Source organism: Mesorhizobium sp. USDA 3734, assembly GCF_056279665.1.
In genome coordinates this window covers 4,838,413-4,862,388 of sequence record NZ_JBWCCW010000001.1, presented here as the reverse complement: position 1 = coordinate 4,862,388, position 23,976 = coordinate 4,838,413, and the positions used below count along the sequence as shown (strand labels likewise).

At 60.8% G+C, this 23,976-nt stretch carries 11 protein-coding genes and 4 pseudogenes; 10 read left to right on the top strand and 5 right to left on the bottom strand.

Annotated features, from left to right (window positions below):
• The first annotated feature begins 234 nt into the window (after positions 1-234).
• From ACZ89F_RS23435 to ACZ89F_RS23420, 4 genes are all read left to right on the top strand, one after another.
• Positions 235-921 carry a response regulator gene (locus ACZ89F_RS23435; RefSeq protein WP_292594481.1) on the top strand — a complete coding sequence of 229 codons (687 nt, stop codon included), beginning with the start codon at positions 235-237 and terminating at the stop codon, positions 919-921.
• Between the two features lie 2 nt (positions 922-923).
• Positions 924-2,222 carry a HAMP domain-containing sensor histidine kinase gene (locus ACZ89F_RS23430; RefSeq protein ID WP_476094433.1) on the top strand — a complete coding sequence of 433 codons (1,299 nt, stop codon included), beginning with the start codon at positions 924-926 and terminating at the stop codon, positions 2,220-2,222.
• Between the two features lie 112 nt (positions 2,223-2,334).
• On the top strand, positions 2,335-3,177 hold the full coding sequence (locus ACZ89F_RS23425) for a DUF3313 domain-containing protein (RefSeq protein ID WP_476094432.1): 843 nt from the start codon (positions 2,335-2,337) through the stop codon (positions 3,175-3,177).
• Between the two features lie 94 nt (positions 3,178-3,271).
• On the top strand, positions 3,272-3,625 hold the full coding sequence (locus tag ACZ89F_RS23420) for a hypothetical protein (protein WP_476094431.1): 354 nt from the start codon (positions 3,272-3,274) through the stop codon (positions 3,623-3,625).
• Positions 3,626-4,147: 522 nt separating this feature from the next.
• Here ACZ89F_RS23420 and ACZ89F_RS23415 read toward each other — a convergent pair.
• Positions 4,148-5,329, bottom strand: a complete 1,182-nt coding sequence (locus ACZ89F_RS23415) for a hypothetical protein (RefSeq protein WP_476094430.1) — start codon at positions 5,327-5,329, stop codon at positions 4,148-4,150.
• 295 nt (positions 5,330-5,624) lie between these two features.
• On the opposite strand from ACZ89F_RS23415, the pseudogene ACZ89F_RS23410 reads away from it, so the two are divergent.
• From ACZ89F_RS23410 to ACZ89F_RS23400, 3 genes and pseudogenes are all read left to right on the top strand, one after another.
• Positions 5,625-7,077: pseudogene (locus ACZ89F_RS23410) on the top strand (ISKra4 family transposase).
• A 20-nt stretch (positions 7,078-7,097) separates the two neighbouring features.
• Positions 7,098-7,276: pseudogene (locus tag ACZ89F_RS23405) on the top strand (ISL3 family transposase); the annotation flags it as partial.
• Between the two features lie 464 nt (positions 7,277-7,740).
• Positions 7,741-17,388, top strand: coding sequence for a shikimate kinase (locus tag ACZ89F_RS23400; RefSeq protein WP_476094429.1), 9,648 nt, complete (start codon positions 7,741-7,743; stop codon positions 17,386-17,388).
• 224 nt (positions 17,389-17,612) lie between these two features.
• On the opposite strand, the pseudogene ACZ89F_RS23395 reads toward ACZ89F_RS23400, so the two are convergent.
• Positions 17,613-18,962: pseudogene (locus tag ACZ89F_RS23395) on the bottom strand (ISL3 family transposase); the annotation flags it as partial.
• Between the two features lie 23 nt (positions 18,963-18,985).
• On the opposite strand from ACZ89F_RS23395, the gene ACZ89F_RS23390 reads away from it, so the two are divergent.
• The 3 genes from ACZ89F_RS23390 to ACZ89F_RS23380 all read left to right on the top strand — a co-directional run bounded on the left by ACZ89F_RS23390 (position 18,986) and on the right by ACZ89F_RS23380 (position 21,872).
• The gene (locus tag ACZ89F_RS23390; RefSeq protein WP_476094428.1) at positions 18,986-19,396 is read left to right on the top strand and encodes a transposase; all 411 of its coding nucleotides are present in this window, start codon (positions 18,986-18,988) and stop codon (positions 19,394-19,396) included.
• Positions 19,397-19,716: 320 nt separating this feature from the next.
• Positions 19,717-20,883 carry a type II toxin-antitoxin system HipA family toxin gene (locus ACZ89F_RS23385; protein ID WP_476097347.1) on the top strand — a complete coding sequence of 389 codons (1,167 nt, stop codon included), beginning with the start codon at positions 19,717-19,719 and terminating at the stop codon, positions 20,881-20,883.
• Positions 20,859-21,872 carry a helix-turn-helix transcriptional regulator gene (locus ACZ89F_RS23380; protein WP_476094427.1) on the top strand — a complete coding sequence of 338 codons (1,014 nt, stop codon included), beginning with the start codon at positions 20,859-20,861 and terminating at the stop codon, positions 21,870-21,872. The genes ACZ89F_RS23385 and ACZ89F_RS23380 overlap by 25 nt, the downstream gene beginning before the upstream one ends.
• A gap of 48 nt (positions 21,873-21,920) precedes the next feature.
• Here the strand turns inward: ACZ89F_RS23380 and ACZ89F_RS23375 are convergent, their stop codons facing one another.
• From ACZ89F_RS23375 to ACZ89F_RS23365, 3 genes and pseudogenes are all read right to left on the bottom strand, one after another.
• The gene (locus tag ACZ89F_RS23375) at positions 21,921-23,120 is read right to left on the bottom strand and encodes a DUF6035 family protein (protein ID WP_476094426.1); all 1,200 of its coding nucleotides are present in this window, start codon (positions 23,118-23,120) and stop codon (positions 21,921-21,923) included.
• A 56-nt stretch (positions 23,121-23,176) separates the two neighbouring features.
• Positions 23,177-23,331: pseudogene (locus ACZ89F_RS23370) on the bottom strand (UvrD-helicase domain-containing protein); the annotation flags it as partial.
• A 59-nt stretch (positions 23,332-23,390) separates the two neighbouring features.
• A complete protein-coding gene (locus tag ACZ89F_RS23365) occupies positions 23,391-23,822 on the bottom strand; it encodes a hypothetical protein (RefSeq protein WP_476094425.1) in 432 nt (143 codons plus the stop codon).
• Between the last annotated feature and the right edge of the window lie 154 nt (positions 23,823-23,976).

The following is a 23,976-nucleotide window of genomic DNA, read 5'->3' as shown; positions in this document are numbered from 1 at the left end:
TAGCGGGTCAGGTCATCGGCGCCTTCTCCCCACGCCGCATCAGGTCGAAAGCGTTCATTCGGCCGGCCGCGCAGACGGCGCTCAGGCCGCTCTGGAACTCAGCCGATGACACCATGCACTTAGATAGCCGGACGAACGTTAAGTGCGGTCAAGTTAGTGTTAAGCTGGGTAAAATCCGGTCGCACACCAGCGTTTGTGTCGTATGGGTGTAAGAATGAACGGCGGACGAGGCAGATGAACACGGTTCTCCTCATCGACGACGATGTCGAGCTGACGACACTTCTGCAGGAATACCTGACAGAAGAAGGATACGAGGTGGCAACCGACTCCGACGGCCGCGCCGCGATTGCCGCTGCCGCCGGCAACTCCGTCGACATAATCGTGCTCGACATCATGATGCCCCGGATGAACGGGATCGAGGTGCTCCAGAGGATCAGGAAGCTGAGCCAGGTTCCCGTATTGATGCTGACCGCAAGAGGCGATGATGTCGACCGCATATCGGGCCTCAATCTGGGTGCCGATGACTATGTGCCGAAGCCCTGCTCACCGGGAGAGCTTGCAGCCAGATTGCGTGCGATCCTTCGTCGGGCGAGCCAGCCCGCAAGCGGCCCATCCAACGACACGATAAAAGCAGGACGGCTGGTGATTCATCCAGGCAGCAGAACCGCCGAATGGGACGGGCAGCCTCTGGAGCTTACCGGCACTGAGTTCAGCCTGCTCGAGGTCCTCGCCCGCAACGCGGGACAACTCGTGGCGAAGCAGGACATTTCGAAGCGTGCCTTCGGAAAGCCGCTGACGCCGTTCGATCGCCGTATCGATGTCCATATCAGCAGCGTTCGCCAGAAGCTCGGACTGCGGGAAGACGGACAGTCCTGGATTCAGTCCGTCCGCGGCCAAGGCTATCAATTTCTTCTGGGTTGACGATGCCGCGGCTTTTCTGGAGGTTTTTCACGATCATCTGGCTGACGATGGCGGCTACCGTCGCGACCATAATCATCATCGTCAATCTCTTTCAGACCGTTCCCTTCGCGCGGGAACTGGATGACGAGCGGCGCGCGCTCGTTCTGAACCTGACTGCAAGCGTGCTGGCAAAGGATGGCGAGCAAGCGGCCACGCGTCTCGTTCGCACGAGCGAAGAGACATTGCCGCTTGGCCTGACGATTTCGAAACTCGCGCAAACCGGCGCATGTTCGGAAGCCGATACAGCAGACACCAGGTTCGTCGAGAGGGACGGGATTTGCTACGCAATGGCCCTGGCAGTCCAACCGAACTTCGTTTTCGACAGCTTTGCGCCGTTCATGCCATGGATAGCCATACTGATTTCGAGCACGATCGCAGCGGCGGCGCTTGCCCGATATCTCATACGCCCCGTCCTCCATCTTCGCGATGGTCTGAGCGCGCTTGCGCATGGTCGCTTCGATGTCCGTATCGGCGATAAAATGGCGGGTCGAAAGGACGAGGTGACAGCGCTTGCGCATGATTTCGATTCGACCGCCGCGCGACTGCAGGAGCTTCAGGATGCACAGCAGAGGCTCTTTCATGACGTCTCCCACGAACTGCGCTCGCCTTTGTCGCGTCTTCAGGCCGTCGTCGGAGTTCTGAGGCAAAGCCCGTCGAAACTCGGCTCAATGCTTGACCGAATCGACCGGGAAGTCGAACGGCTGGATCTTCTGGTCGGCGAGGTCCTGACGCTTGCGAGACTAACCGTCAGATCCGGCCTTCCCTTGAAGACGCAGGCGCTCGATGTGATCAACCTCCTTAACGAAATTCTGGGCGATGCCGCCTTCGAAGCACAGGCGAGAGAGGTGTCTATCACGCCGAACGTCGACGGCGTTTTCCTCGCCGAGGTCGAAGGCGAATTGATCTACAGGGCGCTCGAAAACGTAGTCCGCAACGCCGTCAAATTCACCGCCGAGCATTCGCAGATATCCGTGTTCTGCGAGACGACTTCCGATCTGCTCAAGGTCTCCGTCATGGATCGGGGGCCAGGTGTCAGGCGCGACGAACTCGAGCGCATCTTCCAGCCGTTCTCCCGCGGGGGCCATGCAGTGCCGAGAGGCGGGTACGGTCTGGGGCTCGCGATCACCAGGCAGGCGATCGAGCGGCACGGCGGGCGCGTTTATGCGTCGCTGCCGGATACGGGCGGCCTGTCGATCACTCTGGAAATTCCGCGCAAACCCGAGGCATTTCGCCAGTCGGACGACACCGGCCCTCAGGATTGAGCGGCCGGCTGGTCGCCCGTCTCCGGATTTACCCAACTTTACACTCCCTTTACCGCCATTAACTCTCGCGTCGCTAGAAGCTGAACTGTGGTCCCGGTTCGGAAGGTTGCAGATGGCCTCCAGGTTTCAGCTACATGACATGCGCCTGCGGGTGCTCTGCGCAATTACATGTTCGTTCATTTCCTCCTGCACGAACGTGCCTCTGCATGAGGGTCTGTCCCTCAGCTCCTACACGGGAATGACTCCGTCCGGAAGCACCCTGACAAAGGCGAAGCTGCGCGTGGATCCAGCACCGGTTCTTGCCGCGCGTACCGTGCGCATCGTGCCGACAACGGTACGAACTGGCGGTGACGGCGCATTCGCTCCCAAGGATCTGGCGCTCGTAACCAACGCAATCGATCGGGCGCTATGCACCGGCCTGAGCGACCGCTTCAGGATCGCGGCTCCGAATGAACCGGCAGACCTCGTCGTCCACGCGGCAGTCACCGACATAGTGGCAACCAACCGGGCAGCCGCGGCGACCTCCACCGTCGCATCGCTTGGCGGCTTGGTGGCGCAGATTCCGATGCCGAGGCTTCCGATCGGCCTTGGAGGGCTGGCGGTCGAAGCCGAGGCCGTCGGCGCCGATGGATCGCAGAAGGCGGCCATGCTCTGGTCGCGCGGCGCCAACATGCTGACGACGAAGGCCAGCGTCTCCACCGTTGGAGATGCGTATTCCCTCTCTTCGGCGTTCGGAGCCGATTTCAGCCGCACGCTGATCGGCGGCAAGGACCCGTTCAAGGAAACGATGCTGATGCCATCGATGCAGAAGATCAAAGCCTCGCTTGGCGGCGCTCCGAAGTATGAGGCCTGCAAGGCATTCGGATCGGCTCCCGGCATTAGGGGAGCGATTGCAGGTCAACTCGGCCTGCCGCCGGATTGGACCGACAAGGGGGCAGCTGCCTCGCAACAATAGCTGGGATCGTCAGATTGTCCGGCCGGTCTGCTTTCGGGCAGTCGCTGGCCAGTCATTCGCAAGTCGGGAAATCGAGCGGAAATAGGAGATCGAAATGAGAAAGAGATTGCGAGCCCTACTGCTTGCGCTTCTAGTCGCAAGTCCTTCATTTGCTGCTGAAAGCCAGGCTTTCCTGCCCGCACGGAAGGCTGCGGCCGTACTTGCCGACGGACGCCCCTGGTCGGTCAACACACCGGACGGCAAGACACTCAAATTCACTCTCAAGAAAGACGGCACCGGCAGCGTAAGCGGCCCCATGCCGTTCACGTTGACTGTCGATTGGACCGTGATGGGCGAAACCGTGTGCATCACCGGCAGGATGGGCACCAAATGCCTTCGGTTCAGCGAGACCCCCGGAGGTGTGCAGGGTTGGGACGGCGACAAGCCGGACCTGAAGTTCAGCCGCTGAAGTGACTGCGAGCCCCGACCCGAATTCTCTCCTTTCGCTAAAGCGGCATCTCTGCCGCGACTGGCGAACCACTCCCGCGCCAATACCGCCTTGCCGGCTTCACACAACTTTAGTTCGCCCGCAACAGCCGAAACATTGCGCTGCCGCGGAAGGTTCTCCACCCTACCTGAAACCCTGCGTCTTGAACTCGATCTGATTGATGTGGCCGTAAGGATCAATCCCTACGGTTTGCGAACAGGAAGGATGCGCGACGACCAGACGCTCCAATGATGCGTGTTGAACGGCTACATTTGGGGCCGTAGATCGGGAGGGGGACGCCTCGCGGCGCCGACCCCCACACCACTGGGCAAGGCGGTTCGACCGGATTAGGCTTAAACAGACACATAGAGACGGGGAGACCGAGCGACTCGAAACGGCGGTTGCGCAGGGCCTCCCACCCCGGAAAACAAACTCAAAGCTGGATAGAAGCTGGACGCAAGATCAGCAGCAAGGGGCCGCCGAGATGCGACCCCTTCTATTGGCCTAACCCCTAAATATGCCGGGCTGGCATGTGTGGCAGACCACGCCCGACGGCAGGCTCCTTAACGCTGACGTCAGGTCCAGGCGGGTGTGGCAGCGGAACGGCACGCCCGGTAGCGACGGCGCCCGATTCCGGGTGTGGCAGCGGAAGGGCACGCCCGGTAGCGACACCGCCCGACCCAGGCGGGTGTGGCAGCGGAACGGCACGCCCGGTAGCGACACCGCCCGACCCAGGCGGGTGTGGCAGCGGAACGGCACGCCCGGTAGCGACGGCGCCCGATTCCGGGTGTGGCAGCGGAAGGGCACGCCCGGTAGCGACACCGCCCGACCCAGGCGGGTGTGGCAGCGGAACGGCACGCCCGGTAGCGACACCGCCCGACCCAGGCGGGTGTGGCAGCGGAACGGCACGCCCGCTAGCGACGGCGCCCGATCCCGGCAGGTGTGGCAGCGGAACGGCACGCCCGGCAGCGACAGCGCCGCCCGATTCCGGGTGTGGCAGCGGAAGGGCACGCCCGGTAGCGACACCGCCCGACCCAGGCGGGTGTGGCAGCGGAACGGCACGCCCGCTAGCGACGGCGCCCGATCCCGGCAGGTGTGGCAGCGGAACGGCACGCCCGCTAGCGACGGCGCCCGATCCCGGCAGGTGTGGCAGCGGAACGGCACGCCCGGCAGCGACAGCGCCCGATCCCGGCAGGTGTGGCAGCGGAACGGCACGCCCGGCAGCGACAGCGCCCGATCCCGGCAGGTGTGGCAGCGGAACGGCACGGCCGATAGCGACAGCGCCCGATCCCGGCAGGTGTGGCAGCGGAACGGCACGCCCGATAGCGACGGCGCCCGATCCCGGCGGGTGTGGCAGCGGAACGGCACGCCCGATAGCGACGGCGCCCGATCCAGGCGGGTGTGGCAGCGGAACGGCACGCCCGGCAGCGACAGCGCCCGATCCCGGCAGGTGTGGCAGCGGAACGGCACGCCCGATAGCGACGGCGCCCGATCCCGGCGGGTGTGGCAGCGGAACGGCACGCCCGATAGCGACGGCGCCCGATCCCGGCGGGTGTGGCAGCGGAACGGCACGCCCGATAGCGACGGCGCCCGATCCAGGCGGGTGTGGCAGCGGAAGGGCGGCGCCAGGCTGCTGAGTCGCCGGTGCCGCCTGGTCGGCGGATGCCGCATGTAGATATTGCTCAAACTCGCGGCTAGCAGCCTGCCCCGGCCTGGCCCCTCCTTGCTTTAGCAGCGTTGCCTCGTACGTATGCCCATTTGAAGTTAACTTGCTCAAGTCCATTTCGGTCTCCTAACTCGAGGACATCAGATATGCCCGAGAGTGACTGTTACTCGCGCAAGCTTTCGAGAAACTGACAAGCGCAGGATGGGCGGCCCACGCGCCGTCCACCCTACGTGAGACCGGTAATTTACCTGGGGTCGAATACAGGTTGTTAGGCCCGCGTAGTCTATGAGCGCCGCTTTGTTCGGAGGGAGAGCGATGGCGGTGGAATGGACGATCACGATCGAGGGCAGGAACGAGTTCGGTGACGTTTGCCGGAAGGCGGTCCGCATCGATAAGAGCTGGGAACGTCTGTTTGACGGCGACCTCGGCCTGTCGATCGAGGATAGCAAGACCATCATGGCGGCGCTGCAGAGCGCGGTCGTGAACCATGAGGCGGAGACGTATTCCCTCTTTCGTCGGGTCTGCCCGGATTGCCACAGGTTTCGGCCGGTCAAGGACTACACGACGCGACGGATCCGGACTGTCTTTGGCATCGTGGAGGTGCGCAATCCTCGTTGGATGCTGTGTCGGGATTGTTACCCAGGCATGGTCGATGCCTTTGCGCCGCTGCGGGAGATCTGCCCGGATCGAGCGACATCCGAGCTGATGGAACTGACGGCGCGGCTGGAGAGCATGACGCCGTACCGGCAGGCTGCGAGAGTGCTTGCCGAATTCCTGCCCGTTGAGCCGACCGAGACGCATGCCACCGTGCGCAAGCGAACCATCAGGATTGGCGAACGGCTCGACGATCAAGTTGCTGAGGAAGAATTGCACGCAAGGGCGCAAACGGACGAACGACGCCAGCTTGAAATGCAGCTTCCCGGCGATCGACGCAAAGAGTTCGTCATCAGCATCGATACTGCGCATGTTCGCAGCGCCGATTCCAATTCCGCGCGCGACTTCGAGCTCGTTGTGGCCCGATGCGGCCGCGGCGGGCGGGGCGAAGGCGGCGGTCGCTATTTCGTGACCGGCAGCACCGACCAACGGGCAATCCGGGATCGCGCCCTTCATGCCCTTCGGGAAGTAGGCTACCGCGGCTTTGGCGATGTGACGGTGATTTCGGACGGCGCCGAAATCCTGAAGCGGCTACCCCGCGCAATGCCGAAGCCGAGGCCCACATCATCGACTGGTTCCACATCGCCATGAAGGTCCAGCCGATGCAGCAGATCGCCGATCATATGGCTCGATCCCGATCGGGTCTCTCTGAAGCGCTTCCCGCAATCGACCTGACATCAGAGCGGTGAAGTGGCGCCTGTGGCATGGGCGGGTCGATCGCGCGATCACCGATCTGGAGCAACTCTTGGAGAGGGTGAAGGCTTCGCAGGGAGACAGCGAGTTCTCCGTCGCCCGACTTCAAAGCCTCGGCTTGCAGCTCCTGACCTATATCCGTTCGAACCGCGGCGCGATCGTCAACTATGGCAAGCGCTACCAAGCCGGCCTTCGCGTCGCAACGACTCTGGCTGAATCGGCGGTGAATTCACTTGTCGGCAGGATGGTCAAGAAACAGCAGATGCGGTGGTCGCTCCACGGTGCTCACATGCTTATGCAGGTCAGGACGGCAGATCTCAACGGCGAGCTTCGCAATCGATTGCGGGCACCGTTCCGACAGCCAGAGCCGAACGTGCCACCACTATTCAAGCCCAAACCGCCTCTCCTGCGCGCCGCCTAACCCCAGAGAAGTTACCGGTCTCCGCCCGTGTCTTGCGCAGAGACATCGATGCCGTCAACAACGCCATCGAGCTGCCTTGGCAGCAACGGACAGGCCGAAGCCAGATCAATCGCCTCAAGACCCTCAAACGTGCATGTACGGTCGGGCAGGTCCTGAACTGCTGAGAGCACGAATGCTGCCGCCGCTCCACACAAAGTGAGGAAGAACCTAATTTAGTGCAGTGTGACAATTGACGAGACTCGAACTTGGACGCTCCTGGCGTCCTTTCACCCACGTGCGGTGACAACCAGTTCATAGCCATGACCCGTTTTGCGCATCGACCCCGATTGGTGGAATCGCTCCACGGCTGCTGATCGGCCGCCGGGCAGGCCGGTGAAGGCCTAGCTTGTTTCATGAGCGGTTAAGCGCTTGAGGCAGATCGGATCCGGTTGGCAGAAGAAACTGTCCGTCAGCTGGTCGTCAGCCAAGCGATCTATCTTGACCTGCCGTGTCCGACCGGCCTGACGGCAACGAAAGATAGCGGTGCAATCGCAGCATAGTGAGTTGGTTGCAGCGATGCTGATGTCACGCGTTGGCGAAGCCCATGAGGCGTGAAGCCTTGATACACGAGGGGTTAGCGACATCCGCCATGGACATCACACTCGCCTGTAACGGAGACGGAACATGACCGGCATTGACCGATCTGGGCGATCGCGGACTGAAAGGAGAACCGGCAGGGCGGGGGAGGCGAGCAGTTCGCGCTGGCAATCAAGTCTTGCGCCTGGGGAAGGCGGCCAGTCGTTCGATGCCGTCGTGGAGCAGATGCGCTCCGTCGGGATAGCCAGAAGAACGCCGGCCGCGCCAATGGCGCGCGGTGCCGATGACGCCCCGCACGACAGTCCGTCCGGCCCCTCCGCTGGCGTAGACCGGCCCCTGGACGCCGGGCGGCACCCGGCCGGCGCGCCGCGTGCAGCCGGTTCGCGGCGGCGCCGTGCTCCCTCCATGCCTGAGGGTGAAGCCCTGGCCCCGGATGCCAGCCAGCCGCCAACTTCGGGTGTGGTAGGCCCCATTTCCTTGTCACCACAGCGACGAATGAACGATCTCTATGATGAATTGGCCCGTAGCCGTAATGCCGCCGTGCAAACCCCCACGGACAAAGAAGCGATGGACCGGGTCGCCGTTACGGGCTCAGCAGTTCTAGACTATTACGCGAGCCTGTCGCAGGCCTTGGCGCGGAGCGCTCAGTCCGACCGGAGGCTACGTCAATGCTGCGACATCGTGATTCTTGCGGTGGACAAATACTACAACCTGACAATGCCGACTCTCAGCAAATTGGAAGCGAACAGGGACGCTTTGCTAAAACTGGTCAGGGAAACTAAATGCCCCCCGGCTAGCCTGGACGAGCTGAGCAAAAGGTACGCCATCGTGGTGAAGGCGTATGTGGCTTGCATGGACGTGTGGGAAAAGAGGACATGGGGCTGCGAACGGCAGCTATTGGCCTGCGCCATCATTGCCAGCTTACCTAATGAAACGGCCGAGATGCGACAGGCCGACCAGATCGTGCTGCGGCGGGTCACGGGCGAGCCAATGTTTGCACAGTTCGCGCTGATGTTGGCGCGGGTCGATCTCGCGAACGTCAAAATTGAGTCGCAGGTGCGCACGTTCGATCCATCCTTGAAGGAACTCCTCAGGTTTGAAAAGGGGCGGGTGCCTCTGCTGGACAATTTCTTGGAGGACCTTTCTCCGGCATTACAGTCGGCAATACCTGCTGTTACGGACGACCCAGGACCCCCACTTGACGCACATCATCGCGCCCTCCTGGAGGGGGTGGTTAGGCGGCTTGGGGAATTTGGATTGGCGTTGCAGGACATACGCGCCAACCTAAGCGATCATCGACCAGATGGTAACCTACCAATAGACCTGTTAGACCAGATCGTAAAGGACGCGTCGATCACTGCGGACCATGTTGTGCGCCTACTGGCGCTGCAGCCGAACTGGTCAGTGACCATAACGTTACCGGTGGGCGCTGGAATACCGGCCGACACTGCCGGCGTGACTGCGGTGGCCCAAGGCAATCAGGCACTGCGGCCCAAGGCGCCAGGGCTCATTGAACGGCGAGCCGACGCTGGCGGTGCGATACCCGCCGACACTGCCGGCATGACTGTGGTGGCACAAGGCAATCAGGCACTGCAGCCGAAGGCGCCATCGCTCATTGCATCGCCGGCCGACGCTGGCGCTGCGATACCCGCCGACACTGCCGGGAAAGCCGCATTGGCCGAAGGCACTGCGCGCAGGAAACGAAAGGGGAAGGGCAACCCGGCTGCTGGCGCCAGCAGTTCGGCGGCTGGGCGACTGTCGACGCAAATCACTGCGGACGTCAGCGACACGCTGCCAGCAGCCAAGGTTCCAGTGCGCTCGGATCAGGACACGAAGCTTCTGAGCGCGGATGAGGTGCATGCGAGAGCGTCGGTGGGCGCACATTCGGCAAAGCAGGCGCCGCCGTCCATGGAAGCATTGACGCAAGCGCGCCAGCTGAAAACCGAGGACGCCCGCTCCGTCGTGGAAACCGTGGACCAGCGCCTGCAGAAACAGGCCGCCGAGATGCCGGCCTGTCCGGCCGCGTCGGATGAGCCTCGTCGACCAGGCCTGCTTGCGCCTGCACAGGTGGCCGAAGTGCAAGACAAAACAGTGCCGCTCGAAGCGGTATTGAACCCCGCGCGGGAACTGGGCAAAGCTCCGATTTCACAATCAAGTCATGCCCCAGTGCAACCCAGCCAACCGTCCCATGCTGGCGTGGAGCGGACGCACTCCGCGCCCCAAGGTAGAATGTCCTATGCTCGCATTGTGCGAGGGGCCGACGAAGCCCTCGGCGACAAATCTGCCGATTCCTCGGAAAGTCCCCGCGGAGCCCTCGCGGGTTCGCGAGGCGCAGCCAGTGGGCCGCGGCATGGTTCTCTCCAAGGTCGAGAGGGCGAAGCAATGGTTAGGCAAGAAAGCTCTCTGCGTTTTCAGAAGTCATGGCTCAACGATCAAGAACCGAGTAGGTCACAACCGGACACGTTCGCACGCCCGAAGCAAAGCCGGTCCGGGCCGGTTGCAGGACCGGAACGACGGCATTACGACCATGTAGCCGCACAGAGGTCCAACGACGCGCTACTTAACGACGCTTTGCGCAGGATTTACTTCGCTCCCGACATCACCGAATTCTCATACGTTGTGGTGGAGTATGACAAGAGGCTGCAGGGTCAGGCGGATCGGGCAACATTCCTACAAAAAGCCGCTTCCAACTTCACCAGTCACTTTGTTCCAAGATGGGAGGACGACGTCCGCGCCGGCAATACCTGGGGGTACGCCACCGCTTGCAACGCAACGAGCCGGGAGCCTGGAGGTCAGGCAGGTATGGAGGCTTGCAGGGCCATGGCAGCTCAGGTGTCGAAGCTCGGCAGAGCGCTGGACCATGTCGAAAGCAAAACGCTTTCCCTTTTCGTGTTGTCGTTCAGTCGCTACCCACGAGTGGCGGAATGTCTCAATGGAACGATGAGAATCGCCAAGCTTTTTCATGAGGAACCCGGGGCGCTTTCGGAGCTCAAAGCTCAAAATCTGGCGAACCTGGTGAACGGCTTCAGCAAGTGGCCGCAAGAGCAGAGCTCACGCCAGGCCACCGTTGCGGTCGCCGGCGAGTTGCTTCGCCGCGCCGACCGGCTCTCTGATTTTTCCTCGCAGGACCTGGCGAACCTGGTGAACGGCTTCAGCAAATGGCCGCAAGAGGAGAGCTCAGGTCAGGCCACCGTTGCGATCGCCGGTGAGGTCCGTCGCCGCGCCGCCCAGCTGTCTGGGTTTAAGCAGCAGGAGTTGGCGAACCTGGTGAACGGTTTCAGCAAATGGCCTGGCGAGACCGGCTGTGGCGACGCTGTCGTTGCAATCGCCGATGAGGTCCGTCACCGAACTGGCGGAGAGGACCGTCTCTCCCGTTTTATTCACCAGCACCTGGCGAACTTGGTGAACGGCTTCAGCAAATGGCCGCAAGAGGAGAACTCAGTTCAGGCCACCGTTGCGATCGCCGGCGAGTTGCTTCGCCGCGCCGAGCGACTCTCTGAGTTCAATCCGCAGGCGCTGGCGAACCTGGCGAACGGCTTCAGCAAGTGGCCGCAAGAGGAGGACTTACGTCAGGCCGCCGTGGCAATTGCCGGTGAGGTGCTTCGCCGCGCCGACCGGCTCTCTGACTTCACCCCGCAGGGGCTGGCAAACCTGGTGAACGGCTTCAGCAAGTGGCCGCAAGAGCAGAGCTCACGTGAGGCCAGCGTTGCGATCGCCGGTCAGATTCGTCGCCGCGCCACCCAGCTGTCTGAGTTTAGTCAGCAGGAGCTGGCGAACCTGGTGAACGGTTTCAGCAAATGGCCTGACGAGGCGGGCTGTGGCGATGCTATGGTTGCAATCGCCGATGAGGTCCGTCTCCGTGCCGGCCGCGCCGACCGGCTGCTTGGTTTTAGGGTGCAGGACCTGGCGAACCTGGTGAACGGCTTCAGCAAATGGCCGCAAGAGGAGAGCTCAGGTCAGGCCACCGTTGCGATCGCGGGTGAGGTCCGTCGCCGCGCCGACCAGCTGTCTGGGTTTGAACCGCAGGATCTGGCAAACTTGGTGAACGGCTTCAGCAAATGGCCTGACGAGACGGGCTGTGGCGACGCTGTCGTTGCAATCGCCGATGAGGTCCGTCACCGAGCCGGCCGGGAGGACCGTCTCTCCCGTTTTACTCACCAGCACCTGGCGAACCTGGTGAACGGCTTCAGCAAATGGCCGCAAGAGGAGAACTCAGGTCAGGCCACCGTTGCGATCGCCGGCGAGTTGCTTCGCCGCGCCGAGCGACTCTCTGAGTTCAATCCGCAGGCGCTGGCGAACCTGGCGAACGGCTTCAGCAAATGGCCTGACGAGGCGGGCTGTAGCGATGCTATGGTTGCAATCGCCGATGAGGTCCGTCTCCGTGCCGGCCACGCCGACCGGTTGCTTGGTTTTGGGGTGCAGGACCTGGCGAACCTGGTGAACGGCTTCAGCAAATGGCCGCAAGAGGAGAGCTCAGGTCAGGCCACCGTTGCGATCGCCGGTGAGGTCCGTCGCCGCGCCGACCAGCTGTCTGGGTTTGAACCGCAGGATCTGGCAAACTTGGTGAACGGCTTCAGCAAATGGCCTGGCGAGACCGGCTGTGGCGACGCTGTCGTTGCAATCGCCGATGAGGTCCGTCACCGAACTGGCCGAGAGGACCGTCTCTCCCGTTTTATTCACCAGCACCTGGCGAACTTGGTGAACGGCTTCAGCAAATGGCCGCAAGAGGAGAACTCAGTTCAGGCCACCGTTGCGATCGCCGGCGAGTTGCTTCGCCGCGCCGAGCGACTCTCTGAGTTCAATCCGCAGGCGCTGGCGAACCTGGCGAACGGCTTCAGCAAGTGGCCGCAAGAGGAGGACTTACGTCAGGCCGCCGTGGCAATTGCCGGTGAGGTGCTTCGCCGCGCCGACCGGCTCTCTGACTTCACCCCGCAGGGGCTGGCAAACCTGGCGAACGGCTTCAGCAAGTGGCCGCAAGAGGAGAACTCACGTCAGGCCACCGCTGTAATCGCCGGCGAGGTGCTTCGCCGCGCCGAGCGGCTCTCTGAGTTCACTCCGCAGCATCTGGCGAACCTGATGAATGGGTTCGGCAAGTGCCCACAAGAAGAAGCATGCCGCCAAGCGTTCTTGGACATAGCACGCAGACTGGGTGCGGCGGGCCAACGGTTCAGCCATTTTACCACGCTCGAGCTCTCGAGTATCGCCAACGATTTGGCGCGGCAAGTCATGAGGGCAGAGGACGCCGGAGAGATTGCCGAGGCGGCTCTGCTAAAAGATCGGCTACACCAGCTGGCCCATCACTTTCACTATTCCAGCGACCGTCTGGAAAATGCCGATGTTTTGACCGTCACGAACATTCTGAAGGCGTTGGCCAAGGCCCGATTGTATGATGATCTCGGTTCGCTCTCAGCAGCAGGTTTAAGTCGGCTCACGCAATTGCATCGTGCCCGTGGCTTTGCGCTTGAGAATAACCTCGAAACCATGGGCAACCTCTGCGCCGCTCTGCTGCCGCTGGCGCGCAGCCCGCGCAAGGAAATACGCTATCACCGGAGGCCGGCGCTAAACTTGCTGAACGACATTCAACCGGTCATTGAGGACAAGATCAAGGCGCATCTCGAAGCAAGCGATGCTGAACGGGACAGAGGACCGAACTCAAGCCGTTGTCCGGCTTTGTCGATTTATCTAGTGCTCAAGGCCCGCGTGAACCTGGCAGGATTGCTGCGGCGGCCGTATGTCGAGGGCAAAAAGTCCGAGTTGCGGGCAAGGTGCGACGAACTGCAATCCAAGACCAAGGAGATCCTGGACAGCACGCGCGAGCTCATCGAAAGCGACCTTTCCAACATGAGCTGGAACCTGATCGCGGAGATTGAGGCGGAAAGCCCGGTCGATGCGCTGGACACGTTCATCGCGCAGAATGCTCAGACGGTCCAGGCCCAACATCCGGCGGCCGTGTTCGATGTCCATCAGGTGTTGCGAGCCATGGACCACGAGCCCAGACCGCCGCAGGGCGACGCGGGACTGATGCGCTTGCCGGTGGTCGACATACAGGGCCGGCAATTGGCCACGGATGCCGAGACACGCTATTCGATCTTTCATCGGCTGACCGAAGGTGCGGTGAAAGTAGTCGCGGTGCAGCTGCCAGGAAAGCCGAGCCCGTTTATGCTGGCGCGCACGTTGACCGTCGAGGGCGTGCCATACCGCATGGACCTGTTCGGCGGCAGCAAGTTAAAGCCGCCGAGACAGAGCTTTTCCCAGATAGCCGCCCGCATTCCAGGTGAGGTGGCCGCAGCTCCGGGGGGGAAGCTGCTGGCGATTCCCTATGCCGAAACCGCATCGGGCACTGCGTTCGAGCAGCTGTCGCGCGCCTGGGCTCCTTTCAAGGAGGCCTATTATTACACACAGCGCAGGGGGTTTGCCGCGCCACCGAATGTCAAGGGCCTAGGTCCTCGTGACTACGCGCTGGAAGGCGACTTCAAACTGTCGCTGCTGCCGGACCGCCCTGTGGGCAAGGAACATCCCTTCAAGCTGACCGGGCCGCAAGGCCTGATCGCCTTGCGACCGCATGACGGCTGCGGGTTCATCAAGGCCTCGCTGGCCACGCGTATGACGGCTGTCCGCTGGGCCGGCGGACAGGGTCCTGATCGGCTGGCTGCGTATGCCGAGGGAAGGCGATCGTCCCTGCCTGCCTCGGCGCTGCAACATTATCCGCGCAGCGAGCAAGTAGCCGATGAGGCGCACGAGCAGGCCAAGGCCTGGCTCGAGAGCAGAGAGGGGAAAGAGCTGACGCAGGAGGAGCTGTTTCGAACCGTCACTGGCGGACATATCGAGGGTCCTGGCGCAGTCGCGGTACCCTCCGGTGATGAATGTCTTCATGTGCCGACGCTCAAGAGCGAGACGTTGACCGGGACGAGCGGCGTGCTGATCGGTCGCTCGCCCTACGACAAGCCCAACCTGCGCCCATTGGCCGCCGAGCAAGTCAGGTCAGCAATTGTTGGGGACCCGACGGCAGCGTTCCTGGACACCTGTGTGGCCATCCAATACAGCTTTAATGTCGCCCAGAAGTCGGGGGAGGAACTGGCGGCCGATGATCCGACTTTCTTTGCCAAAGGCCTCATGATCGTCGTGCCCGATGAGATGTGGCCGGCCGCCCACGCCGACCGAGGGCTGGTTTTGTCTGCCGAAGATGTTAAGTCCCATTCGCACTGGACGACAGGCAAGGACCGGGTCAAGCAGGACACGCCGCTCGATTGCCTCGGCATCCTGCAGGCAACCGAGGTATTCGCCCCGGGCTCGTTGGTTGCCGTCCCGACCGGTGAACAGAAAAAACTTGACGGCGACTTCGATGGCGACACCGTCATCATCATCGGCGACCGGCCGCAGCTTTATGAGCACGTGCGCCAGTTCGATGAAAAGGAGCAAGCTCGCGGCGTTTCCTCCTTGAAGCCGCCAAAGACGCATACGCCGGCGCTTGACGGCGACAACTACCAGTTCGGTCGCGCCAGCCAGATCCTTGCTGCCACCCAGGATGTCCTGGAAACCTATAGCGCCCTGCAGCGAAACTTTCTGGCTCAATCCCATGAAGCGCGAGGCTGGTTTGCCGAGCGTGCCATCTTTGGCATCTATGAGGGCGTCCAGCACGAGCTCAGGACAGACATCAGGCAGCTGATGGACCGCGAAGAGGAGGTGAGTGGCAAGGATCTTGAGACCATGTTTGCCAGAGCGCGGCGCGAGATCGAGGTCGCCAAACATCCGGTTGCTCGCGAAATCGCCGCGCTGCTCGTCGCGGACCTTAAGGCGTGGGCAGCAAAGCCCCGGGAGCAACTCCTGCCCGAAACAGTCGAACGCGCGAACGGCGCCAACGCAACGATCAGCGCAGCACTCACAGAGCTTTTCCCGGATCTGGCGGAGACCTATGCGGTAACGCCTCAGCCACAAGCCCGTATCCGGGTTTTATTCGACCACTATCCTGCGCGGATCGATCCAAGACCGGATGGTTACGACCCAGACGACCTCGTGCAAAGCGCAAACAACCTCCTCAGTCTCGGCATCAAGGTCGGCACCGACGCGTATAAATCCGACACTGGTGCCCGGCTCTTCTTCAGGAGGAGCCATGACCTTAAGCGGCTGCTGCATGCGACACCGGGTTTGCGATCCGTGCCTTACGTCAAGAGCCTCGCGGCTACCCTCAACCAAGGAAGGTTTGACGCTGATGCGACGTTGAAGGATCTGAAGGATAACCCCACGCTGACGGCTTCAGTCATGGAGGCCGCGGTCGATCTCGCAATCAAGCAGCGCATCTTGCCCGAATTCTCCGGCCTCCGACCCATCGCTCAGCATTCTGAGGGGATGATCATGCTGACCCGCGAGGAAGCGTCAGGGCGTGCCCAGATTGAGGCTGCCCGCGCTAAGGCCGAGGACGGGAAAATCACCGCAGCCGCACACGACGTTGCCGCAAGCCTCACGAAAGCGCACTTCAAGGTAAAAATTCCTAACCTGGAGCGTAGGCTGAAATCAGAAGGCTCCATCACAGACCAACTCACCGGCACGTCCGTCCCGGCGAGCGGCGCCCCACAGCTGATCAGCAACGCCGTCCGCCACGTCTTTGAAATTCCTGACGAGGATTTTACAAAAGCCTTCAAGGCAGCCATTCTGGCTTTCGAGGAGCAGGGTTGCGCCGAAATCCAGACAACCAACTGGTTCAAATATCAGCGTCCGACTTATCTCGGCATCAACACGGTGCTCGCCACAGCAGATGGCTATCGCTTCCAGGTGGAATTCCATACGCCAGCCAGCTACAGCGCCAAAATTGACAATCACGAGGCTTATAAAAGGCTGCATAAGTTGCGCAGGACACCTGGCCGGGATGCTCTTCAGGAGGTCGAAAAACTCGAGCAGAAGGTAAGAGAGAGCTGCAGGGCCGTTGAGATTCCCCCCAACGTCGTCAGCATACTCAACTGGGCTGCCGAAGAGGATCGAAGTGGTATCGCCGCTGCGGCATTCGGACTGCGTCCTGCCGGTCCATCGAGAATACCCAAGATCGCCAGGGGCCCAGAGGCAAGGGAAATCGTCGCGGCCATCGGCGAGCGGCCGGTCGTGCTTGTCGGGATGCCGAGCGCCGGGAAATCCACGATTGGCCCCCGACTCGCCAAGAAACTGGGGCTGGAATTCATCGATACCGACAAAAAAATCCAGACGCAGACCGGGAAATCGATAACGCAGCTCTTCGATACGGATGGCGAGGACTATTTTAGGGCGCTCGAGGCGGAGACAATCGCGCGTATGGTCGAGCGAGGCCCGGCGGTGATCGCAACCGGTGGCGGCTCGTTGAATTATGAGCAGACCCGGCGCCTCATCGCCGAGAAAGCGGTCTCGATCTGGATCGATACCGACCCGGAGGTGCTACGCCGCCGCCTCAGGAAGGATACCACCCGCCCGCTGCTGCGGGGCTCCAACCCGGATCAGACGATTCCCCAGCTCATGAGGGAGCGCAAGCCGTTCTATGAACAAGCTAACGTCAGGTTTGTCCCACCAAGTAAAACGGATAAACAGAATGCGGGTCCATGTTTGATGGCACTGCACGCGTACTTGTGCCCCACAGCGGCCACAGACCACAGCCCCTCGAAGCCCCAATTGCGCGACGCTATTCATTCTCTGCCAGCGTTTCCGACCACCTCCTCCGATGCTCAGATCGGCGCGTCGAATCCGACAGCCTCGTCCAAGGGCACCAACGGGTAGGCGCTCCGCGCCGCCGAGTGGCTCGGCGACGAATACGGAAGCCGCTGATATCGCATAGGAATAGTGTACTTTTCCGGCTTCCGAATTGCAGGTAACGGCCAGTTTGTGGATAGTTTTCTTGCAATTCCGGTTTGCGATTTCGCCGCCTGGCGAAGCGTGATTCACTGCTTCCATCGCAGTGAATCGGGAGCCAGGTGTCGCACTGCACCTAAATGGGTTCTTCCTCACTTTGTGTGGAGCGGCGGCAGCATTCGTGCTCTCAGCAGTTCAGGACCTGCCCGACCGTACATTGCACGTTTGAGGGTCTTGAGGCGATTGATCTGGCCTTCGGCCTGTCCGTTGCTGCCAAGGCAGTTCGATGGCGTTGTTGACGGCATCGATGTCTCTGCGCAAGACACGGGCGAACCGCATGATCGGAATGAGTTCGGTGTCGAGCGCATCGTCGATCGATGCATCCAGTGGTGCCGATCTCTTGCTGCGAAGGATGCCGTTGAAGCGCATCGCCAGATACCGCATCTCGGCGAAAGCCTCAGATTCCTGCTTCAGGGCATCGACCTTCCTTGCCTGCTGGTCCGTTAGCAGGCCTCGCGGCTTGATGCACAGCGCTGCGGCAACCACTGGCGAGATCGCATGACCGGTGTCCGGATCTCGAACCGGCTCCGACTTCAACGTGGCGGGCGGTACATCAACAGCAGCCTGCTCTCTTTCGGCCCGCCGCCAGGCTCCGAGAAGCCGCTCCAGATTGGCGAAACTGCCGGTGTAGCCTCGCTGTTTGACGTCATGAAACAGATGCCGTCCGCAGCGGTTCCCATCCTTCCAACATTCGGCAAGAAAGGTTTCGAAGTACCATGGCGATGTGGGATTCAGTGCTGCTCGCCGCCTGTCTGGCGGAACCTTGAATTTGAGCCAATTCGCTACGCTGCGACGTTCATAGCCGGTCTGCCTCGCGATTTCGCTGTAGGACAGACCCTCTTCGCGCAAAGCGCGGAGCTTTTCGAATATCTCCCGGCGAGATTGCCTATGTGCGAGACGGGCGCGCCGGCGATGTGTGGCAGCGTCAACAATTGCGTCCTCCGACAGGATGGCCCTGCCGGTGGCACGTCCAGAAAGGCTTATCTGTTCTTCAATTGCCAAGCGAAGGTTCTGGATCAGATGAAACCGATCGGCTACCTGCCGGGCCTGCGGTGCGCCTTCACGGACGGCCTGCGCATAGAGACCGCAGCGGTCCCGACTGACGACCTCGACGGAAGGATGGTCACGCAGCCACTTGGCCGCACTCTCGACGCTGCGATCGTCCAGTATGTCGACAACCGAGCGACGCTCGAGATCAATCATGATGGTCCCATAGTTTGTCGCACGCCGCCAACCAGTCATCGATGCCAACCACCGAATCTCCGAATTGCGGTGCCCAGGATGGTGTCGTCGCTGATCGGCATGCCGAGCCGTTGCATCAAGCGTTCGCCAGGACGACCGCCAGTGCTGTGGCCCAGCAATCCGACAATCTCATCGAGCCTAGTCGTCCAGCGCGCGTAAGGAAGCGCGATCGTCGTCAAACGGTCGGTGAACTGTCGCCGTCCTCCTCGAGGCCTGGTCGCGCTTGATCGTCGGCTACGCCATCGGCCGCTCCATCGATGCGCGCCTGATGCTCGCTGCCTTGAGGGCCGCCATCAATCGGAGAAGTCCACCGCCAGGCTGCATTCACCATTCCGATCGCGGCTCGCAATATGCTGCCGAGATCTACCGGCAGCTTCTTGCCGATCAAGGTCTGATCGGCTCGATGGGCCGCAGAGGCAATGACAACGCCAAGGCCGAGAGCTTCATGAAGACGCTAAAGGTCGAAGTCGTCTACCCGATGGCTTTCGAAACCTTCGACGACGTCACTGAACACCTTCCCCGCTTCATCGAGGACGTCTACAACAACCGCAGGCTCCATTCGGCGCTCGGCTATCTGAGCCCGCAACAGTTCGAGGGTCAACACATCCGGCAGACTGGCAAAACAGCAGCCTGATCACTGTCCACGCTCAGGGACGCACACCAGCGCGCGATTCTGACCCCTGGTGGCAGGACGCGAGTGAGCGCCATCACAGCGCCATAGGGAGCGAGCGGATATGAGACCCTTACCAACCCGTGGCCGCATGAGAAATTGTACTTTATTCTGACCAGGGATTCGGGCGGAATGTGGCCGTATAAGAAAGTACGCCTTCATTCCATGTCGCTGTGAAAAAGAAATGAAATAATAGTTTGCTTTTCCGATATCGATGTCCATATAATAAGTCAAAGCTGCTCAGATGGGCTGCTACCTAAGTCGGGAAAAGGAAAGGGAAAGCCATAGCTTCTGAATTACGCTCTGCTAGGGTCCTTTTCAAGGACCACCTTGCCGGTACGTTGTCAGAGACACCTGCCGGAGGGACCCGCTTTGCCTACGAGCGGGATTGGACGGAGGATATTGCCTGCTGCTTTCCAGCCACGCGGAAGGAGTATGATTGGAGATCTGGCCTGCATCCATTTTTCCAACATCTCGGACCCGAGGGCTGGCTGCGCGAGCAACAGGCACGCGGGGCTCATGTTGACGGTCAGGACGATCTTGGCCTGCTGTTGCGATACGGCTCAGATTGCATTGGTGCTGTGAGCGTTGTCCCGCCGGAAGGTTCCGAGCTTCCCGCGGCAGCCGCCGAAGCCATGACTAGTCCTGGCCGCACGGTTTCCGGGATACAGAAGAAGCTCCTTGTTGTGCGCGGCAAGGATGGCTTTGTCCCGGCTGGAGCAACCGGACCGGCTCCCTATATCGCTAAATTCAACTCCGAAAGCATTCCGACGCTCGTCCGCAACGAGGCCTTGAGCTTGCGGTGGGCCGCCGTGGTGCTGGGCGCGAAAGACGTCAACGAGTTCCAATCCGCACCCGTGGGTGACGAATATGCCCTCATTGTCACCCGGTTCGACCGCGGAGTGAAGGGAGAAAAGCTCCGACTGGAAGATTGCGCGCAGATCCTCGCCAAGCCCCGCGGTCAGGACTATGGAGGCAAATACGATGCCGCCTACGAAGATGTAGCCACGATCATCAAAAAGCACTCATCGCGCGCGGCCATCGACCTTCAGCGCTTCTTTCAGCGTTTGGTTGCTTTTGCGCTTGTCGGAAACTGCGACGCCCATCTCAAGAATTTCTCCCTATTGGAAACGCCGACCGGGCTTAGACTCTCGCCCGCCTATGACGTCCTCAATACCGCTATCTATGACGGTTTTGATCAAACACTGGCACTGACCATCCGCGGCAAACAGGTCAACCTTGGCGCTGCCGACGGCGAACTGTTCCGAGATTTCGGACGCGATATCGGTCTTCCGGATCGCGCCATCGACCAGACGCTGAAGGAACTTAAAAGACAGGTCGCCAAAGCTTCAGCGATCATCCAACCGCCTGCAGGCGAAGGGCCCGACGGCTTTGTCACCAGATATTCTGAGATCGTGAGTAACCAATGCCTGAGAATCCTCGGGGAATAGCCCCGCTGAGTTGGCGCACGCTCGTCGACGAAGCGCTCGCCCGCCGAAAAGAAGAACGTATGACCCAGCGCGAGCATGCGGCGCTCGCTGGTGTCAGCATCCCGACCATTGCGGCCTTCGAACGAGGCGAGCACACCCTCACGCTCGCAAAGGCCTTCGATATCCTTCGTGTCGTCGGACTTTTGGACGAGCCTGCCGAAGGCGGTGCGCAGGACCGGTTCGTGCGGGAGTCATTTGAGCGGTGGCGCGCGCTCACGAATGATCTGCCAAGCGACAGCCATGCCAGGTTTCCAAACGGCTGGTATCGGTTCGACTACTGCCTGGAAGGTGATCTGAAGTCATTTTCTCTAACGGAGTTCGAGCAGGTCCTGGACAAAGCGGTCACCAGGCACACTGGTTGGCCGGTTTTCATGATGTTGACCCGCGAAGATCTTGCCCCGCGCGAGGTCGGCGGAGCCATTGAGGTACGGCTACCCCCAGAGAGTGACGGGATCAAGCGTAACATCTTTAGCGACCCCGCGCATTGCGACTTCTGGCGAGCCGTACCCTCGGGACGATTGTTCCTGATCCGTGGTTATCAGGAAGACGGTCAGGAGACTTTTCCGCCGGCGAGTGTATTCGATACGACATTGCCTGTGTGGCGGATGGGCGAGGCGCTTCTTCACGCCGAGCGACTAGCTGGTCTTATGCGTAATGACCCGGAAAGCCAGATCACGGTCCGGTTTCGTGCGCTCTATACCGGACTGACCGGCCGGCTCTTGCGGAACTGGGCGAACCCGATCAGTGAGCTTATGTTTGAGGGCAGGCCTGCTCGCAGCGACGAGGTACTGGTCGAAACGGAGGTCCCCGCCGCCGATATCAGTTCCCGCCTTGCCGACACTCTGTTTCCTATGGTGGCCGCCATCTACGAACGGTTCGGCGTTGTTGGTCTCACCACAAATCGCATCCAGGCGGAGGTGGGACGCCTTCTGAGTAGCAGGATGCGATAGATCGCAGCCAAGCCCTGTGTCACCACGCCGGAGCACAGTCGATGGACTTTACTTTTTGGGGAAAAGTTCGGGAAAAAGCAGCAGCGCAAATTGGCCGGTGAGCGTGTCCGGTCCATCTTGGATCTCCGCTTCTGCCGTGAGGAACTTGTCACGAACGCTTTTTCTCTCGAAGAGATATCCGGCGTCCGTGACGGTGATTATCTTCCGGAGCAGGCGTGCGAAACCACGTCGCCGATCCACCGCCAGGAATGTGTTGATCAACTCGGCAAGGTTGTGCTGCCGCGAGCCGACGGGTTTCTTTTGAATGAAGGAAAGAATGCAGTTGAGCAGAGCGTCATAGTCAGCCTCGACGAGCAGCTCGCCTGTGAGGCCATCCTGCCCGATCGTCGCCGCAACTTCATCGAGCAACGCTATGCGGTCCGGCCGTGGTGTGCCGATTTCGGTCGTTGCAGCGAGCCAACGTGATCGAAAATCGAGATGCCAGGCTGGCCGAGGTGCAACTGCGAATGGAAGGCCACTCGGCGGCCAGGTCAGCTTTGCTAATTCAATTAGCCTTGATTGCCAACCGCCTTCGCCTTCCCAGAAGGCACGTAGATTAAGCGCTCTGGTGGATCGGCTCCGATCGATGACCTGATCATCCAATGAGAAAAGATTCTTGTTGTGGGAATAGAAGATGTCCTCGAACGCCGTCAGCATCTTCGACCGCTCAACCGGTTCGAACTGCCAAGTCAGCCAAATCAGGTGCCTCGTCTCCCGCTCATAGAAACTCTCTCGCGCAACGATGATCGGTATCTGAGTCGTGGCGAGCTGAATTTCTATTGCTATCGGCTTGCCATCATACGTCGCACGCACATCCGGCCGGCGCCGGCCGGATGTGCTGAGAAGATAGCGGTCCACCACAACTGAGCCAGGCTCGGTTAACGGATCCAATTCGAGCAGCTCAGCTATGACATGCTTTAGACGAAGGTGAAGTGGACTTTCCTGTGTTCCTTGAAACTGCGTGGCACTGACGCCGTCAATCGATCCTGGATCTCCCGTCCACCATGGGCAATCACGAGGCGCGCCCTTTCGATGCCGCCAGAATGGCAGCCGCGTCGTTGGCTCTCTCGGTGCATAGCAGGCGTACCCACACCGCTCACACACAAATACGTCGACGCCATCATTTCTCGCTCGTGTCGAAGTCCGACGTATGTCTTGGTATCGATCAGCGTCCGCGTGGAGGAGTTGGTCGCTTGTGATCGTCTGCATGCTCCGCAGATCGACTACCCTCTTCAACGTGCGCTGTGGTGATCCCTTCATCGTCAGATACGGCGCGGATCGTCGCCGCCAACGATCAGATGGGCGAGCGTGTTGGTCTTTCCGGATCCGGGACCTGCGATGATGAGAAGTGGCGCAGCAATCATAGCCTTTCAGCCTTTGCGTCGACGACGCCAGGCTCGACGGCGCGCCGCTGTTCGATATTCAGGGTTCCCAGACAGGGGACGGTTATGGATGCGAATCGTTTGAGATGCGGACGATTCACTGAATCACGTTTCTCGTTTTGTTCGCAATGGCTCCACAGTAGCTGTTAGTTTTATGCCAATCCATCCAGCCGGCCACCCGCCGGAGATTGAAGGCGAACAAGTCTAAATAGGCGTCACTTCCGTGGGCAAAGCCTGACTTCAGTAAATCGGCGCGGATTGGCGGTGCCATCAAATCTTGCTGCACGGCCTGTCGAGCAGTTTCACGCCAGCCGATGCGTCCGACGGACATGCGTTCCTTGCGATCGTGGACAGAAAGCGTGGCCTTCAGTTCATCTTCACTATGTTCTTCCAAATGAGCAAGCGCCCCAAGTGTTTCGAACCGATCGAAGATCAGCCCGAGCTCGGATTGCATCCCAACAAACGAGCGACCCCATTCAGTGAAAACATTCAGAAGATGGTCGCTTAGAGGTGTCTTTCGACGATCCAAGCCTTCAAGCGTCCTCCAGGTGTCACGAGGATGGCGGCGGCCTGAATTGCCTGGATCAAGCAGCCAACCGTGAGCGCGACGCCCATCTATGGAGTTATTGAGAAATGGCGCCGTTCCGGATCAACTGTGCGATAGGGCTGGGCTGCCCCATCGA

What these genes read in the sequence shown, in the direction of transcription:
- ACZ89F_RS23435 (WP_292594481.1), top strand. Translation starts at nt 235, where the DNA reads ATGAACACGGTTCTCCTCATCGACGACGATGTCGAGCTGACGACACTT.
- ACZ89F_RS23430 (WP_476094433.1), top strand. Translation starts at nt 924, where the DNA reads ATGCCGCGGCTTTTCTGGAGGTTTTTCACGATCATCTGGCTGACGATG.
- ACZ89F_RS23425 (WP_476094432.1), top strand. Translation starts at nt 2,335, where the DNA reads ATGGCCTCCAGGTTTCAGCTACATGACATGCGCCTGCGGGTGCTCTGC.
- ACZ89F_RS23420 (WP_476094431.1), top strand. Translation starts at nt 3,272, where the DNA reads ATGAGAAAGAGATTGCGAGCCCTACTGCTTGCGCTTCTAGTCGCAAGT.
- ACZ89F_RS23400 (WP_476094429.1), top strand. Translation starts at nt 7,741, where the DNA reads ATGACCGGCATTGACCGATCTGGGCGATCGCGGACTGAAAGGAGAACC.
- ACZ89F_RS23380 (WP_476094427.1), top strand. Translation starts at nt 20,859, where the DNA reads ATGCCTGAGAATCCTCGGGGAATAGCCCCGCTGAGTTGGCGCACGCTC.
- ACZ89F_RS23375 (WP_476094426.1), bottom strand. Translation starts at nt 23,120, where the DNA reads ATGCAGACGATCACAAGCGACCAACTCCTCCACGCGGACGCTGATCGA.